Origin of the sequence: Pseudomonas sp. 50_B, from assembly GCF_017491625.1 — a bacterium.
GTDB classification, from domain to species: Bacteria; Pseudomonadota; Gammaproteobacteria; order Pseudomonadales; family Pseudomonadaceae; genus Aquipseudomonas; species Aquipseudomonas danubii.
This window is the reverse complement of the sequence record NZ_JAFGYX010000011.1, coordinates 228,130-251,413: the sequence shown is the minus strand read 5'-3', so window position 1 is coordinate 251,413 and position 23,284 is coordinate 228,130. Positions and strand designations below refer to the sequence as shown.

20 protein-coding genes and 1 pseudogene are annotated in these 23,284 nt (G+C 60.5%); 11 read left to right on the top strand and 10 right to left on the bottom strand.

The window, feature by feature from the left end; genetic code table 11:
* Positions 1–85: 85 nt before the first annotated feature.
* Genes J5M73_RS17755 through J5M73_RS17735 form a run of 5 tightly spaced genes read left to right on the top strand, consistent with a single transcriptional unit; the run spans position 86 to position 4,930 of the window.
* Complete coding sequence (locus J5M73_RS17755) at positions 86–352, top strand: PepSY domain-containing protein (protein ID WP_060840094.1); 267 nt, start codon at positions 86–88, stop codon at positions 350–352.
* Complete coding sequence (locus J5M73_RS17750; RefSeq protein WP_102864757.1) at positions 352–897, top strand: cytochrome b/b6 domain-containing protein; 546 nt, start codon at positions 352–354, stop codon at positions 895–897. The genes J5M73_RS17755 and J5M73_RS17750 overlap by 1 nt, the downstream gene beginning before the upstream one ends.
* 43 nt (positions 898–940) lie before the next feature.
* Positions 941–2,236: a sialidase family protein gene (locus J5M73_RS17745; RefSeq protein WP_102864758.1), complete on the top strand. Its 1,296-nt coding sequence runs from the start codon at positions 941–943 to the stop codon at positions 2,234–2,236.
* Positions 2,236–2,847: a hypothetical protein gene (locus J5M73_RS17740; protein WP_102864759.1), complete on the top strand. Its 612-nt coding sequence runs from the start codon at positions 2,236–2,238 to the stop codon at positions 2,845–2,847. The genes J5M73_RS17745 and J5M73_RS17740 overlap by 1 nt, the downstream gene beginning before the upstream one ends.
* 49 nt (positions 2,848–2,896) lie before the next feature.
* Positions 2,897–4,930: an LTA synthase family protein gene (locus tag J5M73_RS17735; protein ID WP_102864760.1), complete on the top strand. Its 2,034-nt coding sequence runs from the start codon at positions 2,897–2,899 to the stop codon at positions 4,928–4,930.
* A 52-nt stretch (positions 4,931–4,982) separates the two neighbouring features.
* On the opposite strand, the pseudogene J5M73_RS32170 reads toward J5M73_RS17735, so the two are convergent.
* Positions 4,983–5,241 (bottom strand): annotated as a pseudogene (locus tag J5M73_RS32170) (DarT ssDNA thymidine ADP-ribosyltransferase family protein); the annotation flags it as partial.
* 174 nt (positions 5,242–5,415) lie between these two features.
* On the opposite strand from J5M73_RS32170, the gene J5M73_RS17725 reads away from it, so the two are divergent.
* Together J5M73_RS17725 and J5M73_RS17720 are read left to right on the top strand one after the other, a co-directional pair.
* Complete coding sequence (locus tag J5M73_RS17725; RefSeq protein ID WP_102864761.1) at positions 5,416–5,688, top strand: CopG family ribbon-helix-helix protein; 273 nt, start codon at positions 5,416–5,418, stop codon at positions 5,686–5,688.
* A gap of 26 nt (positions 5,689–5,714) precedes the next feature.
* On the top strand, positions 5,715–5,969 hold the full coding sequence (locus tag J5M73_RS17720) for a type II toxin-antitoxin system RelE/ParE family toxin (RefSeq protein WP_243433848.1): 255 nt from the start codon (positions 5,715–5,717) through the stop codon (positions 5,967–5,969).
* Positions 5,970–6,046: 77 nt separating this feature from the next.
* Here the strand turns inward: J5M73_RS17720 and J5M73_RS17715 are convergent, their stop codons facing one another.
* The 6 genes from J5M73_RS17715 to J5M73_RS17690 form a co-directional block, all read right to left on the bottom strand.
* Positions 6,047–6,439, bottom strand: coding sequence for a DUF3077 domain-containing protein (locus J5M73_RS17715; protein ID WP_102864763.1), 393 nt, complete (start codon positions 6,437–6,439; stop codon positions 6,047–6,049).
* Between the two features lie 227 nt (positions 6,440–6,666).
* Complete coding sequence (locus J5M73_RS17710) at positions 6,667–7,578, bottom strand: restriction endonuclease (protein ID WP_102864764.1); 912 nt, start codon at positions 7,576–7,578, stop codon at positions 6,667–6,669.
* A 9-nt stretch (positions 7,579–7,587) separates the two neighbouring features.
* Complete coding sequence (locus J5M73_RS17705) at positions 7,588–10,785, bottom strand: DEAD/DEAH box helicase family protein (RefSeq protein ID WP_102864765.1); 3,198 nt, start codon at positions 10,783–10,785, stop codon at positions 7,588–7,590.
* Positions 10,785–12,185, bottom strand: a complete 1,401-nt coding sequence (locus J5M73_RS17700) for a restriction endonuclease subunit S (RefSeq protein WP_102864766.1) — start codon at positions 12,183–12,185, stop codon at positions 10,785–10,787. Before J5M73_RS17700 ends, J5M73_RS17705 begins: the two co-directional genes overlap by 1 nt.
* Entirely contained in the window at positions 12,182–14,164 is a 1,983-nt protein-coding gene (locus J5M73_RS17695; protein WP_102864767.1) for a class I SAM-dependent DNA methyltransferase, read from the bottom strand. Before J5M73_RS17695 ends, J5M73_RS17700 begins: the two co-directional genes overlap by 4 nt.
* A 315-nt stretch (positions 14,165–14,479) precedes the next feature.
* Positions 14,480–14,761 (bottom strand): hypothetical protein, encoded by a 282-nt coding sequence (locus J5M73_RS17690; RefSeq protein WP_016966805.1) that lies wholly within the window; start codon positions 14,759–14,761, stop codon positions 14,480–14,482.
* 311 nt (positions 14,762–15,072) lie between these two features.
* Between J5M73_RS17690 and J5M73_RS17685 the strand changes: the two genes are divergently transcribed.
* From J5M73_RS17685 to J5M73_RS17675, 3 genes are all read left to right on the top strand, one after another.
* Complete coding sequence (locus tag J5M73_RS17685; RefSeq protein WP_102864768.1) at positions 15,073–16,041, top strand: hypothetical protein; 969 nt, start codon at positions 15,073–15,075, stop codon at positions 16,039–16,041.
* On the top strand, positions 16,041–16,727 hold the full coding sequence (locus J5M73_RS17680; RefSeq protein ID WP_102864769.1) for a hypothetical protein: 687 nt from the start codon (positions 16,041–16,043) through the stop codon (positions 16,725–16,727). The genes J5M73_RS17685 and J5M73_RS17680 overlap by 1 nt, the downstream gene beginning before the upstream one ends.
* An 86-nt stretch (positions 16,728–16,813) precedes the next feature.
* Entirely contained in the window at positions 16,814–17,296 is a 483-nt protein-coding gene (locus J5M73_RS17675; RefSeq protein WP_102864971.1) for a DUF4265 domain-containing protein, read from the top strand.
* Between the two features lie 689 nt (positions 17,297–17,985).
* Here J5M73_RS17675 and J5M73_RS17670 read toward each other — a convergent pair.
* The 3 genes from J5M73_RS17670 to J5M73_RS17660 all read right to left on the bottom strand — a co-directional run bounded on the left by J5M73_RS17670 (position 17,986) and on the right by J5M73_RS17660 (position 22,296).
* Positions 17,986–20,169, bottom strand: coding sequence for a TonB-dependent siderophore receptor (locus J5M73_RS17670; RefSeq protein WP_102864770.1), 2,184 nt, complete (start codon positions 20,167–20,169; stop codon positions 17,986–17,988).
* A 255-nt stretch (positions 20,170–20,424) separates the two neighbouring features.
* A complete protein-coding gene (locus tag J5M73_RS17665; RefSeq protein WP_102864771.1) occupies positions 20,425–20,673 on the bottom strand; it encodes an Arc family DNA-binding protein in 249 nt (82 codons plus the stop codon).
* A gap of 231 nt (positions 20,674–20,904) precedes the next feature.
* Positions 20,905–22,296, bottom strand: coding sequence for an aldehyde dehydrogenase family protein (locus tag J5M73_RS17660; RefSeq protein ID WP_102864772.1), 1,392 nt, complete (start codon positions 22,294–22,296; stop codon positions 20,905–20,907).
* A 100-nt stretch (positions 22,297–22,396) separates the two neighbouring features.
* On the opposite strand from J5M73_RS17660, the gene J5M73_RS17655 reads away from it, so the two are divergent.
* Complete coding sequence (locus J5M73_RS17655) at positions 22,397–23,275, top strand: LysR family transcriptional regulator (protein WP_207815934.1); 879 nt, start codon at positions 22,397–22,399, stop codon at positions 23,273–23,275.
* Positions 23,276–23,284 lie beyond the last annotated feature (9 nt).

Here is a 23,284-nt window from a genome sequence, read left to right as displayed (position 1 = left end):
AAATGTTACCGCGCGTTGCCAACTAAGCTTTCACTAAGCTTGGTTTTGCACAGTGCAATCTCCCCCATTACCGGAGCGTTTCTCTATGCGCAAAGTCCTGCTGCTGTCCCTGGTTCTTGCCAGCCCCCTGGCCATCGCCGGCCCGCAATGCACCACCGCCGAACGCTCGCAATGGCAAGACCCGCAAGCCTTCCAGGACCAGCTCAAGGCCCAGGGCTACCAGATCAGCAAGTTCAAGGTCACCGACGGCAACTGCTACGAGATCTACGGCTTCGACAAGGACCAGCGCAAGGTCGAGATCTACCACGACCCGGTGACCGGCAAGGCAGTTAAGACCGAGATCAAAGGCTGATGCCGCACGCGTCCCTGCGGCTGTGGGACCCGCTGGTGCGACTGTTTCACCTGTCCATCGCCGGGGTCTTTATCGGCAACTACTTCTTCAATGAAGCCGGTGACGACTGGCACGTCTGGCTGGGCTACTACGCCATGGCCTGGCTGCTGCTGCGCACAGTCTGGGGATTTGTCGGGCCGCGCAGTGCGCGCTGGTCCGACTTCTGGCCGACCCGGGCCCGGCTGGCGCGGCACCTGCGCTCGCTGTGGGCCGGGCGCCCCGAGCACCGCCTGGGGCATTCGCCCCTCGGGGCTTTGGTGATGCTGCTGATGTTGCTGGCGCTGTTGCTGATCGGCGTCAGCGGTTTCTTGATGGAGGAGGTCGATGCCTTGTGGGGCGCCGACTGGCCGCTGCAGGTGCACGAAACCAGCGCCGATGTGCTGCTGGGCCTGGTGCTGCTGCATGTGTGCGCGGCGATTTTTGAAAGCTTCCAAGTGCGCGACAACCTGCCGTTGTCGATGCTCACCGGCCGCCGCCGACCCTTGCCGGGTCCTGAGCGGCGCTGACGTTTTCCCTTGTTCCCAACCGGCACTTGCCACGGGCTCCTTTATGCGTGCGCTGTCCTTTCGCCTGAGCTTCATCTGCAGCAGCCTGCTCTTGGCCGCCGTCTTTATCGCCGCCTGGCGTAGCCATCCGCCTCATCAACTGGCGCCGTTTGCCCAGGCTGCGCTCAGCAGCGATTCGGCTACGACCGACAGCACGCCGCAATACAACAGCCGCTTCGTCTCCTCGGACCTGGATGACTTCGTGCATTCGTCCTCGGTGACCGCCTTGCCCGGCGGCGACCTGATGGCCGTGTGGTTCGCCGGCTCCCGAGAGGGCGCCGCCGATGTGCAAGTGCGCAGCGCACGCTTTGACGCCAAGACTGGCGAGTGGGGCGCCGAGCAGGTGCTGGCCACCCGCGAATCGACCCGGGACGGCACCGGGCGCTATATCCGCAAGCTCGGCAACCCGGTGATCGCCCTGGGCCCGGACCAGCGCCTGTGGATGTTCTACGTTTCGGTGTCGGTGGGCGGTTGGGCCACCAGCGCCATCAACCTGATGGTCTCCGACGACCTGGGGCGCAGCTGGTCGGCGCCGCGGCAGTTGGTGACCTCGCCGTTCTTCAACATCAGCACCCTGGTGCGCGCCGCGCCGGTGTTCCATGCCGACGGCGCCATCGGCCTGCCGGTGTACCACGAGTTCATGGGCAAGTTCGCCGAGTACCTGTACCTGAGCGCCGATGGCGCGGTGATCGACAAATTCCGCATCAGCCGCGGCAAGCACTCCCTGCAACCGACCATCGTGCCCCTGGACGAACGCCGCGCCGTGGCCATGCTGCGCTACGCCGGCGACACCCACCACAAGGTCCTGGCCAGCCGCACCGAAGACGCCGGGCAGACCTGGAGCGAGCCCTATCCGCTGCAACCGTCCAACCCCAACTCGTCCCTGGCGGCAGTGGGCACCGACGACCAGGGCCTGCTGGTGGCCCTCAACGACCTGCAGGACGGGCGCTTCAGACTCAGCCTGTACGGCACCGACGCCGGCCTCAGCCAATGGCGCCCGCTGGTGGAACTGGACCAGTCCCCCGATCCTTTAGGCCAGCCGTTTTCCCACGAGGCCTACAAGGACATCATCGGTGAAGGCTTCCGCGCCTCCAGCGGCGCCCGGCGCCTGCCCCTGGAACAGCGCTTCTTGAGCAACCTCGACTACCGGGTGTGCAAGCCCCAGGGCTGCGACTTCGAGTACGAATACCCCTACTTCAGCCGCGGGGCGGACGGCCTGTACCACCTGGTCTATTCCTGGAACAACACCTTTATCAAGCACGTCAGCTTCAACGCGGCGTGGCTGGCGGAGCGCCTGTGATGCTGTCCCTGTGGCAAGCCCACCTGAGTTTTATCCTCCTGGGTTTCGTGCTGCTTGGCAGCCTGCGCCTGACCGCGCCCTGGCGGCCCTGGCTGCTGCCCGTGCTGGCCCTGGTCAGCTTCATCCCACTGAACCAACTGCCGCTGGCGGCCTATGTGCGCAGCTTCACCGATGATCTGGCCATCAGCACCCTGGTGCTGCTGGGCTGGGCCAGCCTGCGGCACTTGGGGGTGATTGCGCCCTTGCCAGCCAAACACCGGGTGCAGGTCCTGCTGCTGTTTATCGGCCTGACCCTGAGCCTGTACCCCGCGACCCTGGGCCTGACCTATTTCGACCCCTACCGCTGGGGCTACAACCCACGGCCGATGATCGTGCTGATGGGCCTGGCGGCGCTGGTGCTGCTGTGGCAGCGCAACCTGCTGGTGGTGCTGATGCTGGCGGCCGGGACCCTGGCCTTCGCCCTGCGTCTCAAGCCTTCGGAGAACTACTGGGACTACCTGCTGGACCCGCTGCTGGCGGGCTACTGCCTGATCGCCGGCAGCGGCGGTCTGCTGCTGTGGCTGTGGCGCCGCGTCACCCAGCGCAGCCGCGGGCAGCCCCTTGCCGGGTAAACCAACCGGCCGCACCGCGGCCTTCGACAACACCACACAGAGGTCAATGATGGGCGGGTTGCAATCACGCCGCCTGCGCTACGGCGTGGGCGCAATCGGGCTGGTATTCGGCTTGCTGGCACTGCTGCGGCTGCTGTTCGCCGTGGGGTTTTCCGGGGTGGACCTGAGCGCCGCCGACCAGCGCGAGGCCATCCTCCAGACCCTCGGCATCGGCCTGCGCTTCGACCTGCGCCTGACCCTGCTGCTACTGCTGCCCCTGGCCCTGCTGGCCTGGCTGCCGCGCTGGAACCTGCTGCGCCTGCCGGCCCTGCGCTGGCTGGCCCGGGCCTACCTGCTGCTGGTGCTGGGCGGGGTAGGGCTGCTGTACATCATCGACTTCGGCCACTACGCCTACCTCGGCGTGCGCATCAACGCCACCGTGCTGCGCTACCTGGACGACGCACAGATCTCCCGGCAAATGCTCTGGGAAAGCTACCCGGTGCTGTGGATCGTCCTCGCCTGGGGCAGCGCCCTGGCCCTGTGCTGCTACGCCTTGCTGCGCCTGGAACGCCTTACCCTAGACCGCCCGGCGCAACCCCTGGGCCGCTGGTCCCTGGCCAGCGTCAGCGCCCTGGGCATTGCCGCCGTGTTCCTCGCCCTGCTGGGCCGGGTAGAAAACCTCAACCTGGAAAACCCCGTGCCCCTGCGCTGGAGCGATGCCTACTTCTCCGGCAACAGCCAGATCGCCGCCCTGGGCCTCAACCCCGTGCTGTTCTTCTACGACACCCTCAAGGCCGGCCAAGCCCAGTACGACGAAGCCCAAGTGCGCCAACACTACCCGGCCCTGGCCCGCTACCTCGGCGTCGACCACCCGGACCCGCAGCGGCTGAACTTCACCCGCCAACAAGGCGTGCAGCCGTACCGCATCGACCGCCCCCGGCCGCCCAACGTCATCTTCGTCATGCTCGAATCCCTCGGCACCAGCGCCGTGGGCGCCTACGGCAACCCGCTCAACCCCACCCCCAACCTCGACCATCTGGCCCGCCAGAGCTGGTTCTTCAAACACTTCTATGTCCCGGTCACCGGCACCGCCAAAACCGTGTGGGCCAGCATCACCGGCGTGCCCGATGTCACCCGCCAAGAGACCGCCACCCGCCAGCCCCTGATCACCCGCCAACACAGCCTGATCAACGCCTTCAGCGACTACCACAAGCTCTACCTGATCGGCGGCAACGCCGGCTGGGCCAACATCAACGGCCTGATCCGCCAGAGCATCGACAACGTGCGCCTGTACGACGAAAGCCACTGGCAATCGCCCCAGGTGGACGTCTGGGGCATCTCCGACCTCGACCTGTTCAAGGAAAGCGACCGCCTGCTGCGCGCCATCCCCCAGGACCAGCCGTTCTTCGCCTACCTGCAAACCTCCGGCAACCACCGCCCGTTCACCCTCCCCAAGGACAACGACGGCTTCCAAGCCCAGGACCTGCCCCTGGAAACGGTCCAGGCCGCCGGTTCCCGCAGCCTTGCGCAATACAACGCCGTGCGCCTCCTGGACTTCAACATCGGCCGGCTAATGGAGATCGCCAAGGCGGGGGGCTACTACGACAACACGATTTTCGTGTTCTTCGGCGACCACAACACCCGTATCAGCCAGATCCCCCACATGGCCCCCGCGTTTGAACAGCTAGGGCTGGAAAGCAACAACGTACCGTTGCTGATTCATGCGCCAGGGATGTTGCAGCCCAGAGTGATCGAAGAAGCCGTCGGCCTTGCCGACCTGCTGCCCACCGTGGCCGGCATGGCTGGGATGCCGTTCACCAATGGCGCCATGGGGCGGGATATTCAACAGCCAGCGCCGGAGGGGGAGCGGGTGGTGCCGCTGGTATTGAGGGAAGGGACCTTTCCGGTGATTGGCGGCGTGACCAAGGACTTTTTGTTGCAGATGCAGCATGACGGCAGTGGTGCGACCTTGCATGATTTGGCGTCGAGCACCCCGCGGGAGGATGTGGCGCAGGAGCATCCGCAGGAGTTTGAACGGTTGCTGGAGTTGACCCGGGGGATGCATGAGGGGGCGCGGTTGATGTTGTATCGCAATGTTCGGTGACACCGCGTAGTCATCGGTTGACGCCAGCCCGTGTAGGAGCTGGCTTACCAGCTTTTTTAAGGTCATCGGGATCGCGTTTGAAGTCGCGTCGCTGAAGGACAGCCCAGTCGACCTGGCTGAGATTCATCAGATCGCGGTAATAGTCCGTCCAATACGAATAGGCACGTGCATTTGCAAAGACGAACGGTATTCCTAACTGTTCGACGCGTTACAGGCTTGAGACCAGAATCACAACCTCATCATGGGTGCGCTATTGAACGCTCCGGTCTGAGTGATGAATGTTTTTCATCCATCACGGAGAAAGGGGTGAAGTTAGATGGAAACGGGGTAAGTCAGGTTTATTTTTAGATACATATTTGCCTCCCCAGGTGTCCTCCCAGGCGAGGGCTGCGTGACATTATCCGCGCCTTCGGCGCATGGACAGCTGCGTTGGGTGCCTGATACCTTATCGAAAGGTAATACCTTTAGATAACAAGGGTTCGGCAATGGCCACTTCTATCAAGATTGATGACGAGCTGAAAAAACGCATTCAGCATCTGGCGGGACTGCGTCAACGTTCGTCCCACTGGATTATGCGCGAAGCAATAGCGCAGTACGTCGAGCGCGAGGAAGCCCGTGAGGGCTTCAAACAAGAAGCCTTGGCGTCTTGGGCGGCGTATCAGGAAACGGGTCGGCATCTGACCGGCGAAGAAACTCGGGCCTGGCTCAATACCTGGGGTACTGAAGCTGAGGCGGAGCTGCCTAAGTGCCACGATTGATTCTCACCGAAGGTGCTGCGCAAGGGTTGGAGCGTTGTCGCCAGTTTCTAGTCGAGAAAGGCCCGCTGATCGCTCAACGAGCTGCCCAAGTGATTGAGCGTCAAATCGCTCGACTGGAGGAAGACCCAGAAATCGGTCGTCCCTTTCCAGAACTGCCGGAGCTGCGCGAGCTGATCATCGAGTTCGGTGATTCGGGTTATGTCGCACTTTATCGGCATGAGCGTGCGGATGATGCTGTTTACCTACTTGCCTTTCGGCATCAGAAAGAAGCCGGTTACTGAGTTTTAGTCGCAAGCTGTTTAGCGCTTCAGTCAGATGGCAACGGGGTAAGTCACGGCTTACCCCGTTTTCTCCTTCCTCAGATTTGCTGACTGTTTTCTGCCGGTCTATTGGCATCCAGTAACGAATCCACCACCGCTCTAGCCATCTCCACCGAATGGATCATCGACCAAATCAACCCGCGCTCCACACCACTGGCGCGCTCGGTGATTTCATCGCTGACCTGTACCGCACAGTCCAGCAGCAACGACACATGCACCAAGGCTTCTTCGGCATTGATGCCGGGGCGGACACTGAACATGGATTGATGACCTACGGATGTAGGCACGGTGTCTTTCAGGCTATTCAGGATCGAACTTTCAGCGTTACTCGCCGCCAAGGCCAAGCGAATGCGCTGGGTGTCGATATCGTGTTCGGGGGTTCTGAATTGCCCAGGCAAGGACAGGGGCGGATCGGGAACGAGCTTTTTCATGGTGCATCTCCAATATTTGTGGGTGCGCCAATGTGCTATTTCGAGCTGCTAAACCCGATCACTGATGTGCAGCGATGGACCGAGCCTAGGCGGTGCTTTTTGTAGGTGCAAGGCGTTTGAGCTCTCTAGGACAGGTCGCTCAGGAGAAAGGGACTAGCCTTACACGGAGTTGTAAATAGAGTGCTGATCTTGCGCCAGTCGAGTTGAGTCAAACGCGCGTTTTTGGATCACTCCTCCGCAAAATAATCACTGTCGAGCTGCTTGACCTCGTACACCTGCTTCACGCTCACCCCGAGGTTGTGCTCGACCATTAACTGAGCAAGTTCGACGCCATCAATCAACACCACTTTGATATCCAAGCCCAGCGCCGCGTCCCTTGCGCCCATGGAGAAATCCGAGGTGGTGATAAACACACCTTTGCGTGCCCGTTGGCGGGTCAGGGCACCGATGAATTTGTCGATCTCAGGGCGATGTACGGTATTGCTCCAACGCTTGGCTTGTAGGTAGATCACGTCGAGGCCGAGTTTGTCTTCCTTGATGATGCCGTCGATGCCATCGTCATTCGTGAGTTGGGTGGCTTTGCCGGCTTCTTTACGTGAGCCTCCGTAACCCATGGCTAGCATCAGGTCGACCACCACTTGCTCGAAGAAGCTCGGCGTTGCAGCTCGTACTTGAGCAAGCAGTTCATCCGCCAGTGATTGCACAAGTGCCTGGTGAGCCTCGGCCAGTTGTTCATCGGGAGTGGTTTCCGATGGGGCGATATCCAGCGCAGCGGGGATGTCTGCCGTTTGTGGCTTGGCGGTATGAAAGTCAGCGAACTCGGGGAATTGTTTCAGCCAGCTCACGGTGATGCGCGCGGGCCCATTGGCCAAAGCATCGAGGCCACGTGGGGTGATTTGCACCATGCCTTTGGCGGGAATGGTCAGCAGCCCTGCTTTGTTGAGATACGTTCGGGCCCAGCCTACGCGGTTATTGATTACCGTCTGATTCCCAGAGGGCAGGTACTCTTTGCGCTCCTCCTCGGTCAGTTGGAACTGATCGGCAATACGCTCGCGCAGTTCTCTGAGTGGCAGTGGTGCGCCGTTCTGCACGGTGGTCAGCACCGGCCGCATCACACTTTGAAAGTCTGGAATTGGCATGGTTACTCCTTAACCCAGTTGATCGCTCTCAGCGGGGCCTGCCGCTGCCTTGAGCATTTTCAAAATCACCAGCGCAAAGGCTCGGCTCTTGGTTTCGTTATCCAGTACTTCCAACGACAGCTTTTCGTTGTCAGTCATGGCGTCGAGTACGGTGTCCACCACGCGTTTTGGCAGCAGGCCGTGCATCACCTGGTCCACCGAGTGGCTGTTGACTTGAGCCATCAAGTCATCTTGGCGCAACAGGCGTTGGGTGATGCCCGTAGCAAAATGCAGTTGGTCGTCATCTTGGGTTTCGGCACCAAAAATATCGTTCAGCGCGTCGATGATTTCCGACAGGCGCTTTTTCTCTGGGTCGTGGGGCTTGCCGCTGCCCACATCGTTGCCGGGTTTGAGGGTGTATTCGCCTTTTTCTTCGCTCAGGCGCAACTGGTGCTCAGCACGTTTGCTCAGGCGGTAGTGGCTCAATTGCAGCTCGCCCACATCGACGTCTTCTTGTTGCAGGCGATCCGAACGCAGCAGCGGGTGCAGGTGCTTGGCGTACACGCAGAGCTGCTCCAGTTCACGATCCTCATAAGGGATGATCTGTGAGAGGAACTCATACAGGCGCACAAAGCTCTGTAGGTTCTTGCGGAACAGGTCGAGCTGATCGATCTGTTCACCGGCTTCTTTCAGCGCATGCTCGGCCCTTTTTAAGCCAGCGCTGTCGCCATTGGCTTCGGCGGTGCGTTTGTAATCAAGTGCCTGCTGGTGCGACTCCAGCGAAAAGGCGTAGCGCTTGGCAAAGCGCTCCCTGGCGGGTGTGCAGTAATAGCTGAGCTTGCTGGCGGCCGCTTTGGGGTCGAAGAAAGCCATGGCGAATGCCTCGACCTCTTGCCAGTGATAGATGCCCTCGGCATCCAGCTTCTTCTGCAGGTCGTAGATGATCTGCGGGTCGGTGACATCAGTCAGCTCGGCCTTGGTGTAGTACGGCAAGAAGGCGTCGAGAATGTCCTGCGGCTCGTTGAAGAAGTCGAGGATGAAGGTTTCCTTGCTGTCACCAAAAGTACGGTTCAGCCGCGACAGGGTCTGCACGCAGTCCACACCTTGCAGCTTTTTGTCCACGTACATGGCACACAACTTGGGCTGATCAAAACCTGTCTGGTACTTGTTGGCCGCAATCATCACGTTGAAGTCTTGGGTGTCGAAGGCCACAGCCAAGTCACGGCCATGCAAGCCGGGGTTAAGCAGGTGGCTGTTTTCCGTCACCTCTTCGGGGATCACCTCATCCGCGAGCACACTGCCAGAGAACGCCACCAACGGGTGCACATCCTTGTAGCCCATCTGCTGTACGTAGGCCCGCACCGCCAACTGGTAGCGCACCGCTTCCTGGCGGCTACTGGTCACCACCATGGCCTTGGCCTGGCCATTGAGTAGCTTGCGGATATTGGCGCGGAAGTGCTCGACGATCACTTCTACCTTTTGGCTGATGTTGTACGGGTGCAAACGCACCCAACGCGCCAGCTTGATGCGCGCTTTCTTGCTGTCCACCTCGTCGTCATCGCCCTCCGGGTGGGCGATCTTCCAGGCGGTGCTGTAGGTGGTGTAGTTGCGCAGCACGTCGAGGATGAAGCCTTCCTCAATGGCCTGGCGCATGGAATACAGATGAAACGCCTCTGGCTTGTTGCTGGAACTGGCCGGCAGCGTTGGGTCGGTAGGGCGCCCGAACAACTCCAGGGTCTTGGCCTTGGGCGTAGCGGTGAAGGCGTAGTAGCTGATGCGCTCGTTGGGTTGGCGTGCCTGCACGGCGGCGTCCAGCAGTTCCTCGGCGCTGATTTCTTCTCCATCCGGTACATCGCTGCCAAGAATCTGTTTCAGCTTGCTGGCCGACGAGCCGGTCTGCGAGGAGTGCGCTTCATCGGCAATCACCGCATAGCGCCCGCTGGCAAGCTTGGGGTACTTGTCCAGGGCATCGAACAGGGCAGGGAAGGTCTGGATAGTGACGATGATGATGCGCGTTTGCTCAGCCAGCGCCTCGGCCAGTTGTTCGGATTTGCTCTGATTGCCGACGTCACGGCTGATGGGTTTGACCACGCCCTGGGCGTGCTCGAACTGGTAGATGGTGTTTTGCAGTTGGCTGTCCAGCACCGTGCGGTCGGTGACCACGATCACCGAGTTGAACAACCGCTGGCCGGCATCATCGTACAGCGAGGCCAGTTGATGGGCCGTCCAGGCGATGGAGTTGGACTTGCCCGAGCCGGCGCTGTGCTGGATTAAATAGCGCTTGCCTGGCCCTTCGGTGCGGGTGGTGTTGACCAGCTTGTTGACCACTTCCCATTGGTGGTAACGCGGGAAGATCATCGTTTCCTTGGTGACCAGTGTGCCGTCGAAGCCTTCGCTGGTTTTTTTGTCCAGGTGCAGAAAGCGCCCCAGCACCTTGAGCCAGGCATCGGGCTGCAACAGGCGTTGCCAGAGGTAGCTGGTGGCGTATTGGCTGTCGTCGGCAGACATTGGGTTGCCGGCGCCGCCTTCCTCGGTACCGAGGTTAAAGGGCAGGAAGAAGGTGTCCTTGCCCGCCAACTTTGTGGTCATCGCCACTTCGTTCTGGCCCACGGCAAAGTGCACCAGCGCGCCACGCTTGAAGGTCAGCAGCGGTTCGGGCTTGCGTGTTAGTGGGTCTTTTACCGGGCGGTCGTAGCGGTATTGGCGCTTGGCGTTTTCCACCGACTGCTTGAACTCGCTTTTCAGCTCCAGCGTAGTGGTGGGGATGCCGTTAACGAACAGCACCAAGTCCAGCCGAGGGTTGTAACTCTGCCCACTGCCACCCGCTTCGCGGGCGTGTGGTGAGTAAGACACCTCTGGCACCACCCGCAGGCGATTGTGTTGGTAGCGCTTAAGGGTGTCGGGGTTCATGCCGTGGTCGGGCTGGAAGCTACACAGCTCCACTTTTACTGCAGGCAACTTGAAGCCATGACGCAACACATCCAAGGTGCCGCTCTGCTCCAGCTCGCGCACCAGCTTCTGAATCAGTACATCTTCAGGGGCATTGGGGTTGGCCTTGGCGAACTTGTCCCAACGCTCCGGCCAGGCATCCTTGAAGTAGCCCAGCACATCTTCGGTGTACAACGCCGTGCGCCGGTCATAGCCACTGGCAGTGCCGACTAGCCAGCCTTGGGCGGATAAAGCATCGATAATGTCCTGCTGAAACTGAGCTTCCTTGCTGTCCGCCATTACACGGCCTCTTGTGCTAATTCAGGGGATGCTGCAGTGGTTGGTGGCTGCCAGCCGCGTACGTCGATTTTGCCGGTGACGGCGGCGGAGATAAGGGCGGAGCGGCGTTCTTGGAGTAATTCAATTCCACATTTAGCCTCACTGAAAAGCGAGTCCAGTTGCTGATCTATTTCCTGTACAAACTCAATAACTGCTTTTTGTTCCGCAATGGGCGGCAAGGCGATCAATCGTGTACTCATTGATGACAAGGGAATTCGAGAGCGAGTGGAGCCAGTGGAAAGTCTTCCTGCATCCGCAACAGCACCAGACGTGAGTTGGAGGGCAACAAATTTGGAGAGTGCGACATCTGATAGGAGACGAAATCTAAAACAGTCGGCTTTAACCATTGCGGAACCTAGGTTTCCTGGAGCTACACATGCTCGTCCAACCGGATTTTTTTCGTCGCCCAAACCAGCAATCAAAACATCACCAGGCAGTACATCGCTCTTATTGATGCTTGAAAAAAAATATTCACTATCAATAAAGGCGGAATCAGTATTGTTAAACCATCCTGATTTTATATTCTGCAGGCGAATGACTCTGACACCCTCATCAGTGTAATGGTCAGACTTCAATGCTGAACCAAAAGGGCCATCACATCGCTCAGATGTAACTAGCCCAAGTTTGATTACAACCCAATGCGCCGGTACCTCGGCTAGCCACTCCACGCCGGAGTCTTTCTTCGGAACTGTGGGATCGAGGCCTTTTGTGACTGCGTGGGAGATGATCGCCTGGCGCTTTTCCTTGAGCAGTTCGATCAGGCGCTGCTGCTCTTCGATCAGCGCGTCGATGCGGGCGGTTTCGTGGTCGAGGAAATTAACAATCTTCCTCTGCTCGCTAAAGTCGGGCAGGGGAATAGTCGTATCCGAAAGATAGTCTTGCTCAATGCTCTCGACTGTAGCGCCTTGCTTCAGCCAAGCATGTAGGAGCTGATCATTAAAGCCTTGTATCCAGCGTAGAAAAAACTTCCCAATTGCCAGTTTAGGGTCAAACCTGAGAGCTTTCATATCTTGGTTCAAAGCCACTTCAACTTTGTTGATTGCAGCCGGAATCGTGTGTTTCAAGATACCCGACCTCACCACGATGAGGATCGCACCAGGCGGCACGAGGGAAGTAGTGCTGTTTTGCAACCCTTCCGCAGTAATGCTTTCTTCTGCGCTAATAATTAGCTCGACCTTCATGTCTTTTGGCGATATCCACGGAATGTTGCCATTCCAATAGATCAAATTATCCCTGCTTGGTGTACCACCACCTGAAAAACGAGCAATGTGTTTGAGTTTATGCAGAGTCCAATGCGCCGGAACATCCCCGAGCCATTCCACTCCCGAGTCTTTATAAGCCGTGTACGCGGGAAAGCTCATGCTGAAAGCCCTTCGATCATCTGCTTGATACGGTCGGTACAGGCCTTGAGATCGCGATCGATCTCAGTCAGCGGACGCGGCGGTTGGAACACATAGAAGTGCCGATTAAAGGGAATCTCGAAGCCGACAATACCGACCTCGCCGTCCAGCGCATCGGTCTTACTCACGTCGATCCAGGCATCCGGCACATGGGGGATGACTTCACGCTGGAAATAGTCGTACACCGACTCGCCCAGCGGCACGTTCTCGTTGTCGCGCAAGCCGGCGTCTGCTTCCGGCTGGCCCTTGGTCATGCAGATATCCGCCTCGGGGTCGCGCTCGCTCAAGGCATTGAGCAAGGCTTTCAGCTCCGGTGCGCTGAGGCTGACGCTGTGGGCGGTAAAGGCTTTTTTCAGCAGTTTGCTGAACTGCTCGCGATTGCGGTGCAGCACTCTGGCGTCCATCGCTTGTAGGGCTGTCATCAGTTGCTGTTGCGCGGCGCTGTCGAGTTTCTGGATGGCTTTTTCTTCCAGCACTTTGGCGACGCGCTCGGCGTTGGTTTGGAAGTTTAGCCGTAGTGGGCGCTCGACGGTGATGCGCCGGTAGCCGAAGGCGTCGATGGGGAAGATTTTACTCTGTACGGTTTGCTTGAAGCTGCCATACAGGCGCACCAGTTCGTTGATTTGCTCTTCGGTGATGTACTGACGCTTGCTGCCTAGCGATTTACGCATTTTGGCGTAGTGCTGGCTGCCGTCGATCAACTGCACCTTGCCCTGGCGCGCAGCGGCCTTGTGGTTGCTGAGTATCCATACATAGGTGGCGATGCCGGTGTTGTAGAACATGTCTGTTGGCAGCGCGACTATGGCTTCGACTAGATCGTTTTGCAGCAGGTAGCGGCGAATCTCCGACTCACCCGAGCCCGCGCCACCGGTAAACAGCGGCGAGCCGTTGAGGATGATGCCGATGCGCGAGCCACCGTCGCGTGGGTCACGCATTTTGCTGACCAGATGCAAGAGGAACAGCAGCGAACCGTCGGACACCCGTGGCAGGCCCGGGCCAAAACGACCGTCGAAGCCTTTATGGTTATGCTCGTCGGTGATCTGTTTTTGTACTTTCTTCCATTCCACGCCGAACGGCGGGTTGCTGAGCATGAAGTCGAAGTGATGCTCGGGGCCGACCAATTGGTCATTGGACAGGGTATTGCCGAGTTTGATGTTCTCGACCTTCTGGCCCTTGATCAGCATGTCTGCCTTGCAGATTGCATAGGACTCGGGATTCAGCTCTTGGCCGTGCAGAGAGACGCTGACCTTTTCGCTGATGGACTGAATGTACTCATCGCCTTCCGACAGAAAGCCGCCCGTACCTGCGGTCGGGTCATAGATGGTGACGATCTTGTTGGGCGCGAGCTTGTGGTCTTGATCGGTGATCACCAGCGAAGTGGTGAGGTGCACGATATCCCGTGGGGTGAAGTGCTCCCCGGCGGTTTCGTTGGAGCTTTCAGCAAACTTACGGATCAGCTCTTCGAAGATGATGCCCATGCCGAAGTTGCTGATGTGCTCGGGACTCAGGTCGGTGGCAGCAAAGCGTTGCACCACTTGATAGAGCAGGTTGGCGCTAGCCAGTTGCTGAACAAAGTCTTCGAAGTGGAAGTGTTCGAAGATCTCGCGGGCGTCTTTGCTGAAGGCTTGTACGTAGCTCATCAGGTCAGCAGCGGTCTGGGTATCCGACAGGGTTTCCAGGGTCAGCGGCGAAGCATTGAAAAATTGCTGACCTGCTGTTCGTAGGAGAATTATCTCGCGTACGGTGTCTGGGCGGCCTTCCTGAGCGAAGGTCTGTTTGATGACTTCGGCCTTAGTCGGTGCCAGCACGCACTCCATCCGCCGCAGCAGGGTAAATGGCAGGATGATGCGGCCGTACTGGGATTGCTTGAAATCACCACGCAGCAGGTCGGCAATCGACCAGAGAAAGGCGGCCGTCTGGGAATGATTTTCCGTGTTCACGCGAGAATTCCTTGGGGTATAGGCAAAGCGGCAAGTCTAACCTGTCGAACAGCCTATCTGTAGCGGCCCATGTAGAAATGGCGTTTATGGGTAGTGGCAGGAGCTAACGCTCCGGTTTGGGTTCTATTCCCGTTGATCAAAGATGAGGCCGCACGCGAACATGCCGCCAGCAACGATATGCATGCTGCAAAGTGCTGATAGTTTGGATATGGGCCCAGGTAAGGAGGGGAACTATGTCCTTCAATACTGGCGTTCTTTTACAAACGCTTGAGACATTAAAAAGCCGGCTCGTAGCCGGCTTCCTTGGCGCCTAAATCACTTGCTAAATGCCCTTGTTTGAATCGCAGCCAACACATCCCGTACATCCTGAAGTAATAACCGGGCTGTATTGGTCACAGTACCAATGTCCTTGTCGCTCGCGTCTCTCAACGTGGCACAGGTCATCAGATTCAGATAATCAAGCGCAGTCACTAACCGCTCACTCGCACACGCATGCAGATCCACCAATGGCGCCTGGCTGTCGATAAACAACACTGGGCCATCGCTAGCAATTGGAGTGAGCGGGATAAAACGTTCGGATGGGTCAATATTGCTCATGGTGTCGTTCCTTCCAAGAGTGAAAAGTCGCCACCTGTTGCTGCGAATCAACCGGGGTGTAGTTTGTTCCTTTCGACGGAGCTCTGAAGTGCCGCGGACCAGAATCGAGGGTCTGAAAAACTATATGGGCGAGGTAGATGATGGGCAATGGCAGCCCTGTAGGAACGGTCTCTCTTCCAGGTAGGGACAGGCTGAGTTTCCTGAAGATTTCATATCCGCTGCAATGGAGGCGGTCTGCATCAGCAATACCTTCTGTCTCCCAGCGATTTTGCTATCCTGCGCCCCTTTTCCCCACCGCAAGGAACGCAGGCATGACCCAGCCCATTGGCAGCAGTTCACAAACAAGGGCTGGCCAACAGCGTCACCTACCACACCTCCTGTTCCGCCTGACCTCAGCACTCCTGCTCGGCCTCGGGCTAATCACTCCAACCGCCCAAGCCAACCCCACCACCACCTACCGCGGCACCCTCGGCGACACCCCGGTTGAACTGGCGCTCACCTACGACTCTCAATACGGCGGCGGTATGTCCGGCTATTGGTTTTCCGAATCCGAGCGCCTGCCCATGGCGTTGGAATCCACCCCTTTCCACCCTGGCTCCGCGCTCTTGATCAACATCATGGACAACCCGACCCTGCCGGCGACGGCGGTGTCGTTGCAGCCGTTCGCCGAGGGGGCAGAGGCGCTGCAGGGCAGTCTGGTGGATTTGCGCACGGGCACGCAGCAGCCGTTGCAGTTGCAGCGGGTGACGCGTTTTGGCGGCAGTCAGCGGGAGGCGTTTGAGGGGGAGTTGCTGCAGCCGGTGTTCGATCGGGATTTCTATTTCAGTGTGCATGCCGCGCGCAAGGCCGGGGAGGAAGTGGCGCAGGTGGACAGTATCCGGGTGATCAGCCGGGCCACCGGTAAGCGGGTGCAGGAGATTGGCGGACAGTGGTGTCTGTCGTCCGTGGGCACCAGGACGCTGACCTTCGGGCATTTTCATGACGAGGCGCGGATGGACTTTCAGGTCCAGGGCTATCGCGTGGGGGAGGCGGATGGCCGGGTGTGGTGCTCGCCCACGCAGTATTACCTGTACAACCGGGATCTGCGGACCTATCGGCGCCATCCGCAGTTGGAGCAGTTCGCGGCGGACGGTGATCTGCGCTTTTCCCCCAGTGGGCAGATGGAATTCAGCAAGCAGGACTTCATCAATTACGACCAGCGCACTCGGCGTTGGGATTATTACCGGGTGATCACCCCTGAGCGTCTGGAATATCTGTCGTCGGGCGAGGAGCGTTTCTGATGCGCGGGTTTGATCTTGCTCGGGGGCTGGCGGTGCTGGTGTTGGCGCTGTGGCTGTTGCCGGCGCAGGCGTCTCATGGGGTGTATGAGGGGACCTTGGGCAAGCAGGCGATTGTCTTGACCCTGGGTAGCCAGAACGCGGTCTACCAGGGCACCTATGCCTATCAGCGCTATCGCACGCCGATCCGCCTCAAGCCGACCTTCAGCTACAGCAACAAGACGCTGGCCATGGATGAGCTGGACGAGCAGGGCTTGCCGGTGGCGCGTCTGCAGTTCAATGACTTGATGAACTCCCGCCAGCAGGAGCAGGTGCGCGGCACCTGGACCAGTTATCGCACGGGCAAGACCTTGCCCATTGCGCTGAAGCTGGTGGGCCTGGTGGATTCGGATCGCTCGTGGCCGCAGCCGGTCACCACGCTGTTGCAGAGTGCTTCCACCAAACGCTGGTATTTCCAGGTGCCGATGCCGGGCAATGATCAGCGGATCACGACGCTGGAGGTGATGGACAAGGCCACCGGCAAGTTGCTGGTGAGCCTGGCGATCGCGGCACCGGGCTGTCCGAATCAGGGGGTGGATACCTTGCAGTTGCAGGGTGAGGGGGAGCAACTGCGGATTGCTTTCAAGGACTGCACGTTTCCGGGGTTTCGGTGGAATGAGGGCGGTGGGAGCTTTGCGCCGTTGCCTTGAGGCCCGTTCGTTTGCGCCCTTTGGGGACGTGGCGGCTGGTGGATTAGATGAGTCTGGTGTTGAACCTGGAAGTTGTGGAGCCCCGTATGGATGACAAGCAAGCCCCTGTGCTGATTCAGGTGTACATGGCCGATGACGATGGCGCCGTTCGTGAGGAGTTGCTGGCGCGGCAGATCGATGAGCATACCTACGAGTTGCTGTCCTCGCCGGGGCTGGCGCAGAACCTGGCGCGGGGCGATATCGTTTCCATCCGCAATCCCGATGCTCCGGCGCAAGTGCTGAAGCGGGGCGGCAATTTCTGCATTCAGATCTATGCCGATTACATTGATCCGACGGTGATCAGTGCGCTTGAAAACGAGGTCGCTGGTGAGCTGGGCGGAACCCTGGACGGGCTGTTCGAGGGGAACCTGTCATTCGCTGTTCCTGCGAGCAATGGCATGGACCGTATCAATGCGGTGTTCGATCGCTTCCGCGAGCAAACCGGGATTGAGTGGTACTACGCCAATGTCTATAAAAACCTCGATGACGATGAGGACGAGACGCTGTTGAACTGGTGGTTGGACTGCTGATCTTTCCCGGGGCCTGGGCATGCCACCCAACAAACCGACCAAGTAGCGACCAAGTAAGCGACCAAGTCAGCACCCGGTAGTGCTCCAGCGGCCGTTCTGTGGTGTGGGCCTGCATGGGCGTGGGGGAGCGCTAATCGTCCAACAGCGTGTTGGACGATTGAGACTTTTGTACTGGCATTGGAAAGAGGCGGGCCGACCTTTTGTTTGCTCAATCGTTGGGTGTGCTTTTTACCGGCGAGGGCGTGCTTGAGGACGCCTTCGCCGGCAAGCCGGCTTCTGCGGTGGATGTAGGAAGGGTCTGTCTTTTCTGTAAGGTAGGCTGGAGGCGCTGATTGCGGTGCTGTTCTGTGGGATAACCATCAGCGCAACCCTGGACGTACTGATCGATACCAGGGCGTATCCCACGCAGAGAGGTCGTAGTCATGGGCCAGGAAATGCGGCTGTTTCAGGAGGACTTGCTTAAGGCGGTTGCCGATATGAGCGCCGGTAAGGCTGTGCGTTCAGTGACGCTGTCCGTGGCGACTCGTCGCCAAGGATGGGCGGGAGACGCGCAAGGTGTGTTTGTCGAGATTTTGATGGCTGGCCTGTGCCGGCGCTGCAGTTTTTCCGGCAAGCCACAACGCCCGGGATTTCGTGGGCGTTGTAGCCGCTGCCGCAGGCTGCGATCGGCCCCGTAGGGGCCGTCTGCATCAGAAACTCACTGAAGCACTCAACCGCGCCGTCAACGGCGCGCCCTGGAACAGGTAGTCGTCGCCCATGTATTCCCCGGCATCGCGCCAGTAGCGTTTGTCGAACAGGTTGTCCACGGTCAGGCGGAACACGGTGTCGTAGCCATCAATGCGGGTGCTGTAGCGGCTGCCGATGTTGAAGATGGCGTAGGCGCCGGTGGCGACGTTGCCCTGGCGGTCGGCGTACTTGCTGCCGCTGTATTGCATGCCGCCCAGCAGGGCCAGGCCGTCGAGCCAGGGCAGGGCGTAGTCGCCTTGGAGGCTGGCTCGCAGGCGTGGGACGTTAAGGGTTTGGTGGCCTTCGTAGGCCGGGGTGCCGGTGTCCTCGACCCGGGAGCGAATCGCCGCGACGCTGGCGGCAATCTGCAGGCGCTGGGTGGCCCAGCCGTTGGCGGAGAGCTCCAGGCCGGTGTTCTTTTGCTGGCCCTGCTGGACGTAGGTGAAACCGCCAGCAGCATCCGGGCGCGAGTACTGGTAGGCCTGGCGCATCTGGAACAGCGCGGCGCTAAAACTCATGCGCTGCCAGTCGTACTTGACCCCGGCTTCGATCTGCCGCGAGACAGTGGGGGCGAGGGTGTCGCCACTGTTGCTGGCGAACCAGGGCGCCTGACCGCCCAGGCTCAAGCCCTTGCTGTATTGGGTGTACAGCGACAGTTCGCTGATCGGTTTGTAGATCAGCGCGGCCTGGGGCAGGAATACATAGCGTTGGGTGTGGCGATCGCGCACGCCGTCCTTGTCGAAGCTCTCTTCGTCGAGGCGTACTTCGCGTCCGCCGAGAACGGTCTGCCACTGTTCGTTGAAGCTGATGCGATCGCTGAGGAACAGGCCGTATTGACGGCTGTCGAGGCGTTTGTGGGAGTCATTGAGGGCGCCGTTGTAGCGGGCGAAGTTTTCCGGCTCGCTCTGGATATTGCCCGTGCCAATCCATTGATTGATGGACTCGCGCCGGTCCACCACTCGGCGAAACGCACTGGTCCCCACGCTCAACTCATGGCCCAGGCCCGCTGCGTCGAAGCGGCCATTGAGCAGCGCCTGGACTTCATCGTTGCGCCGGGTGTCGTCGGGGCTGCGGAAGTCGTAGATGTCGTAGTTGCCTTCGGGGCTGAAGTAGTTGCCGTTGGCATTGATGCAGCCGGTGGTGCAGCCGCCCCAGGCAAACGAACTGTAGTCATCGATCACCACCTTGCTGCGGGACGCGCTGAGGTTGCCGGTCCAGTCGTCGTTGAAGCGGTACTCGAAGTTGCCACCGATGTTCAGCGATTCATTGGTCACCGGCTTTGACCCGCTCTGGTGCCCCAGGAGTTTTTTCGGCGAGGCGTGGTGGGGCAGGCTGGAGCCGCCCAGCAGTTGGTAACCCGGGGCCGAGCGCTGCTGCTTGTTCTGGTATTCGATATCCAGTTGCAGCAGGGCATCGGGGCTGATGTTCCAGTCGAAGGCCAGGGAGGCGAAGTCGCGCTGGCCATTGGTGTGTTCGACATAGGAGTGCAGGTCTTCATGGGCCAGGTTGGCGCGCAGGCCGAACTGCTGTTCGCTGCCGAACCAGCCGCCCACGTCGGTGGCCAGGTAACCGCTGCCGCGGTCGTCGGTGGAAACGGTCACCGAACGAATGTCCGTGGGCCGCTTGGTCACGTAGTTGACCAGGCCGCCGGGCTCGCTGACCCCGCTTTGCAGGCCGGAAAGGCCCTTGAGCAGTTCCACCCGCTGTTTGTTTTCCAGGGCGACGTTCTGCTCGCCGGTGATGGTGCGGTTGTTGATCTTGTAGCTGCTGGCCGCGTTCAGGGAGAAGCCGCGCACCTCGAAGTTTTCGTGGTAGCCCACTGGCGCGTAGCTCTGGCCCACCGAGGCGTCGTTCTTCAGCACGTCGCTGAGCAGGCGGGCCTGCTGGTCGAGGATCATGTCTTCGTTGATCACGCTGATGGCGGCCGGGGTGTCCAGCAACGGTGTTTCGCTGAAGCCGCCGACCGAGGCGCTGTCGGCGCGATAGCCGTATTGCTCTTCGCCACTGACGGTCTGGGTCGGTAACTGGGTGCCGCTGGCGTTGGCCACCGCGTGGCTACCGGCCAGCAGCAGGCCCAGGGTCAGGCGATTGAAAGGCAATCCTGTGGCGCTGGCGCGTGTGGGGGGCGTCGGGTGAGTCCGGCTCATGAACAATCCTAGAAGGCGACGCTGTCCCCATGGCAGAAGCCGGGGGAGGTTCCTGAGAAGGCTACGATCGTCGACCTGAGTGTGTAGTGAGGAACAGCGCGGGAGCCCTGCGGGCATCAGGCAAGGGCCTGGCGGTTGCCGCTGGGTGCTGTCGGGCAGGCGCCATCATACAAGCTGCGGCGCGGGGGTAAAGGCGGGAGAGGGATTGGCTCAGGTTACCGAGGGGGCGGCCCTGATGGATGAAAAGAAATGGCGTTACCGGTCAGGTTCAGGGGTGTTCATTTGCAGGGATTCGATCTGTTGTTCCAGGGTTGCAATCTTGCCCAGCAGGATGTTGATGAGTTTCTTGTCGTGGCTACGGGCTTCGGTGGCGACCAGCGACTTTTCCAGTCGGTCGACGATTTCATTGTTCATGCTGCGGTTTTCCTGCTTGGCGATGCGCTTGACTTGGGTGTGAAGCTCACCAGGCAGGCGAACGATGAATTTTTGAGCGGGGGCGCACATGCCGGACCTCGGGTGATATCAAAAAGAAACATCATAGAAAGGTCGGGGCAGGCAGGGCTTCAAGAAAATTCTGAAAAAACAGCAAGATCGGGCTTAGTTTCGCTGAGCAGGCTTGGCGATCCGCCGGGCCGTATCCAGGCATTGCGCCCCATCGAGCCAGGCCCCTCGCCAGCGCTGAACGGCCGTTGGCAACCGGGCCTCTGGCCGCTGGCTGAAGCCCGGTGATCGACCTTAACGCCGATCCAGCCACACCGTCTGCGCGTTGCAGAACTCGCGCACGCCGAAGTGCGACAGCTCGCGGCCGAAGCCGCTTTTCTTCACCCCGCCGAAGGTCACCCGAGGGTCGCTGGCGCTGTAGCCGTTGATGAACACGCCGCCGGTTTCCAGTTCGTCGGTCATCTGCCGGGCCCGTTCCAGGTCCTGGGTGAAGATCGTCGCGGTGAGGCCGAACTCGCTGTCGTTGGCCAGCGCCAGGGCGTGTTGCGCGTCCCGGGCGCTGATGATGGCGGCCACCGGGCCGAACAGTTCCTGCCTGAAGGCGGTCATCTGCTCGGTGACGTCGGCCAGCACCGTGGGCTGATAGTAGTTGCCGGCGCCTTCGACCTTGTCGCCTCCCAACAGCAGGGTGGCGCCTTCGGCCAGGGTGGCCTGGACTTGCTGGTGCAGCTCGTCACGCAGGTCGAAGCGGGCCATGGGGCCGAGGTAGGTGTCGCTGGCCAGCGGGTCGCCCATCACCAGGGCGCGGGTGGCCTCGACGAATTTGCGGGTGAATTCCGCGACCACCCCTTGCTCGATGATCAGGCGCTTGGCGGCGGCGCAGACCTGGCCGGTGTTCTGGTAGCGGCCGATCACCGCGGCCTTGACCGCTTCGTCCAGGTCGGCGTCGTTGAGCACGATAAAGGGGTCGGAACCGCCCAGTTCCAGTACGCATTTCTTCAGCGCGGCGCCGGCCTGGGCGCCGATGGCGATGCCGGCGCGCACGCTGCCGGTGAGGGTCACGGCGGCGATGCGGCGGTCGGCGATGGCGCGGGACACGCCGTCCGGGGTGACGTTGAGCAGCTCGAACACGCCTTCAGGGAAACCGGCGCGCTGCATGACGTCCAGCAGCAGGTAGGCGCTGCCCATGACGTTCGGCGCGTGCTTGAGCACGTAGGTGTTGCCGGCCAGCAGCGCCGGCACCGCGCCGCGCAGCACCTGCCAGATCGGGAAGTTCCACGGCATCACCGCCAGCAGCGGGCCCAGGGGGCGGTACTCGATGCGCGCCTTGTTGTTTTCCACCAGGGTCGCTTCCGGGGCCAGCATGGCCGGGCCGTGCTCGGCGTACCACAGGCACAGCTGGGCGCACTTCTCGATTTCGCCGCGGGCCTGGGGCAGGGGCTTGCCCATTTCCTGGCTGATCATCCGCGCCATGGTGTCGCTGTTGTCCCGCAGGGCCTGGGCCAGGGCGGTCAGGTGCGCGGCGCGGGCGGCGACGCTCTGGCGCTTCCACAGGGCAAAACCGCGGGCGGCGCGCTCCAGGGCGGCGTCGCTTTCAGCTTCGGACTGGTAGGGGTAGGCGCCGATCTGCTCACCGCTGGCGGGGTTGATCGACAAGGCGTGGGTGTGGCTGGAAACAAGGTTCATGGCACCGTCCTGCAAGGTGGGAATGACGGCAGGTTACGGTGCTGGCTCTTTGCTGAAAACTGAATAATATTGAGCGAGTCATTCACGTTTGGAGAATGCTGTGGATCTGGTCCAGCTGGAAATTTTCAAGGCCGTTGCCGAGCAGGGCAGCATCAGCGCCGCCGCGCAGTTGATCCACCGGGTGCCGTCGAACCTCACCACGCGGATCAAGCAACTGGAGCAGGACCTGGGGGTGGAGCTGTTCATCCGCGAAAAAAGCCGCCTGCGCCTGTCGCCCGCCGGGTGGAACTTCCTCGACTACGCCCGGCGCATTCTCGATCTGGTGGCCGAAGCGCGCCTGACCGTGGCCGGCGAGGAACCCCAGGGCCCGTTTGCCCTGGGTTCCCTGGAGAGCACGGCGGCGGTGCGCATCCCGGCGCTGCTGGCGGCCTACAACCAGCAATACGCCAAGGTCGAACTGGACCTGTCCACCGGCCCTTCGGGGACCATGATCGACGGCGTGCTCTCCGGGCGTCTGGTGGCGGCCTTCGTCGACGGCCCGGTGCGCCACCCGGCCCTGGAAGGGCTGCCGGTGTTCGAGGAAGAAATGGTCCTGATCGCGCCCCTGTGGCACGCGCCCATCACCCGAGCGCGGGAGGTCAACGGCGAAAGCATCTACGCCTTTCGCGCCAACTGTTCCTACCGCCATCACTTCGAAAGCTGGTTCACCCAGGACGCCGCGGTGCCGGGCAAGATCCACGAAATGGAGTCCTACCACGGCATGCTGGCCTGCGTCAGCGCCGGTGCCGGGCTGGCGCTGATGCCCCGCAGCATGCTGGAAAGCATGCCCGGCTGCGCCACGGTGAGCGTCTGGCCGCTGTCGCCGCGCTTTCGCTTCCTGCGCACCTGGCTGGTCTGGCGGCGCGGCACCGTGTCCCAGAGTTTGAGCAGTTTTGTGAAGCTGCTGGAAGAGCGGGGGGCGGTGCTGGCTGAGGTTTGAGGGGCGCGA

Bases quoted from the DNA above. Each gene is read 5' to 3' on its own strand.
- J5M73_RS17755 (WP_060840094.1), top strand. From the start codon at position 86: ATGCGCAAAGTCCTGCTGCTGTCCCTGGTTCTTGCCAGCCCCCTGGCC.
- J5M73_RS17750 (WP_102864757.1), top strand. From the start codon at position 352: ATGCCGCACGCGTCCCTGCGGCTGTGGGACCCGCTGGTGCGACTGTTT.
- J5M73_RS17745 (WP_102864758.1), top strand. From the start codon at position 941: ATGCGTGCGCTGTCCTTTCGCCTGAGCTTCATCTGCAGCAGCCTGCTC.
- J5M73_RS17740 (WP_102864759.1), top strand. From the start codon at position 2,236: ATGCTGTCCCTGTGGCAAGCCCACCTGAGTTTTATCCTCCTGGGTTTC.
- J5M73_RS17735 (WP_102864760.1), top strand. From the start codon at position 2,897: ATGGGCGGGTTGCAATCACGCCGCCTGCGCTACGGCGTGGGCGCAATC.
- J5M73_RS17725 (WP_102864761.1), top strand. From the start codon at position 5,416: ATGGCCACTTCTATCAAGATTGATGACGAGCTGAAAAAACGCATTCAG.
- J5M73_RS17715 (WP_102864763.1), bottom strand. From the start codon at position 6,439: ATGAAAAAGCTCGTTCCCGATCCGCCCCTGTCCTTGCCTGGGCAATTC.
- J5M73_RS17710 (WP_102864764.1), bottom strand. From the start codon at position 7,578: ATGCCAATTCCAGACTTTCAAAGTGTGATGCGGCCGGTGCTGACCACC.
- J5M73_RS17705 (WP_102864765.1), bottom strand. From the start codon at position 10,785: ATGGCGGACAGCAAGGAAGCTCAGTTTCAGCAGGACATTATCGATGCT.
- J5M73_RS17700 (WP_102864766.1), bottom strand. From the start codon at position 12,185: ATGAGCTTTCCCGCGTACACGGCTTATAAAGACTCGGGAGTGGAATGG.
- J5M73_RS17690 (WP_016966805.1), bottom strand. From the start codon at position 14,761: ATGAGCAATATTGACCCATCCGAACGTTTTATCCCGCTCACTCCAATT.
- J5M73_RS17685 (WP_102864768.1), top strand. From the start codon at position 15,073: ATGACCCAGCCCATTGGCAGCAGTTCACAAACAAGGGCTGGCCAACAG.
- J5M73_RS17680 (WP_102864769.1), top strand. From the start codon at position 16,041: ATGCGCGGGTTTGATCTTGCTCGGGGGCTGGCGGTGCTGGTGTTGGCG.
- J5M73_RS17675 (WP_102864971.1), top strand. From the start codon at position 16,814: ATGGATGACAAGCAAGCCCCTGTGCTGATTCAGGTGTACATGGCCGAT.
- J5M73_RS17670 (WP_102864770.1), bottom strand. From the start codon at position 20,169: ATGAGCCGGACTCACCCGACGCCCCCCACACGCGCCAGCGCCACAGGA.
- J5M73_RS17665 (WP_102864771.1), bottom strand. From the start codon at position 20,673: ATGTGCGCCCCCGCTCAAAAATTCATCGTTCGCCTGCCTGGTGAGCTT.
- J5M73_RS17660 (WP_102864772.1), bottom strand. From the start codon at position 22,296: ATGAACCTTGTTTCCAGCCACACCCACGCCTTGTCGATCAACCCCGCC.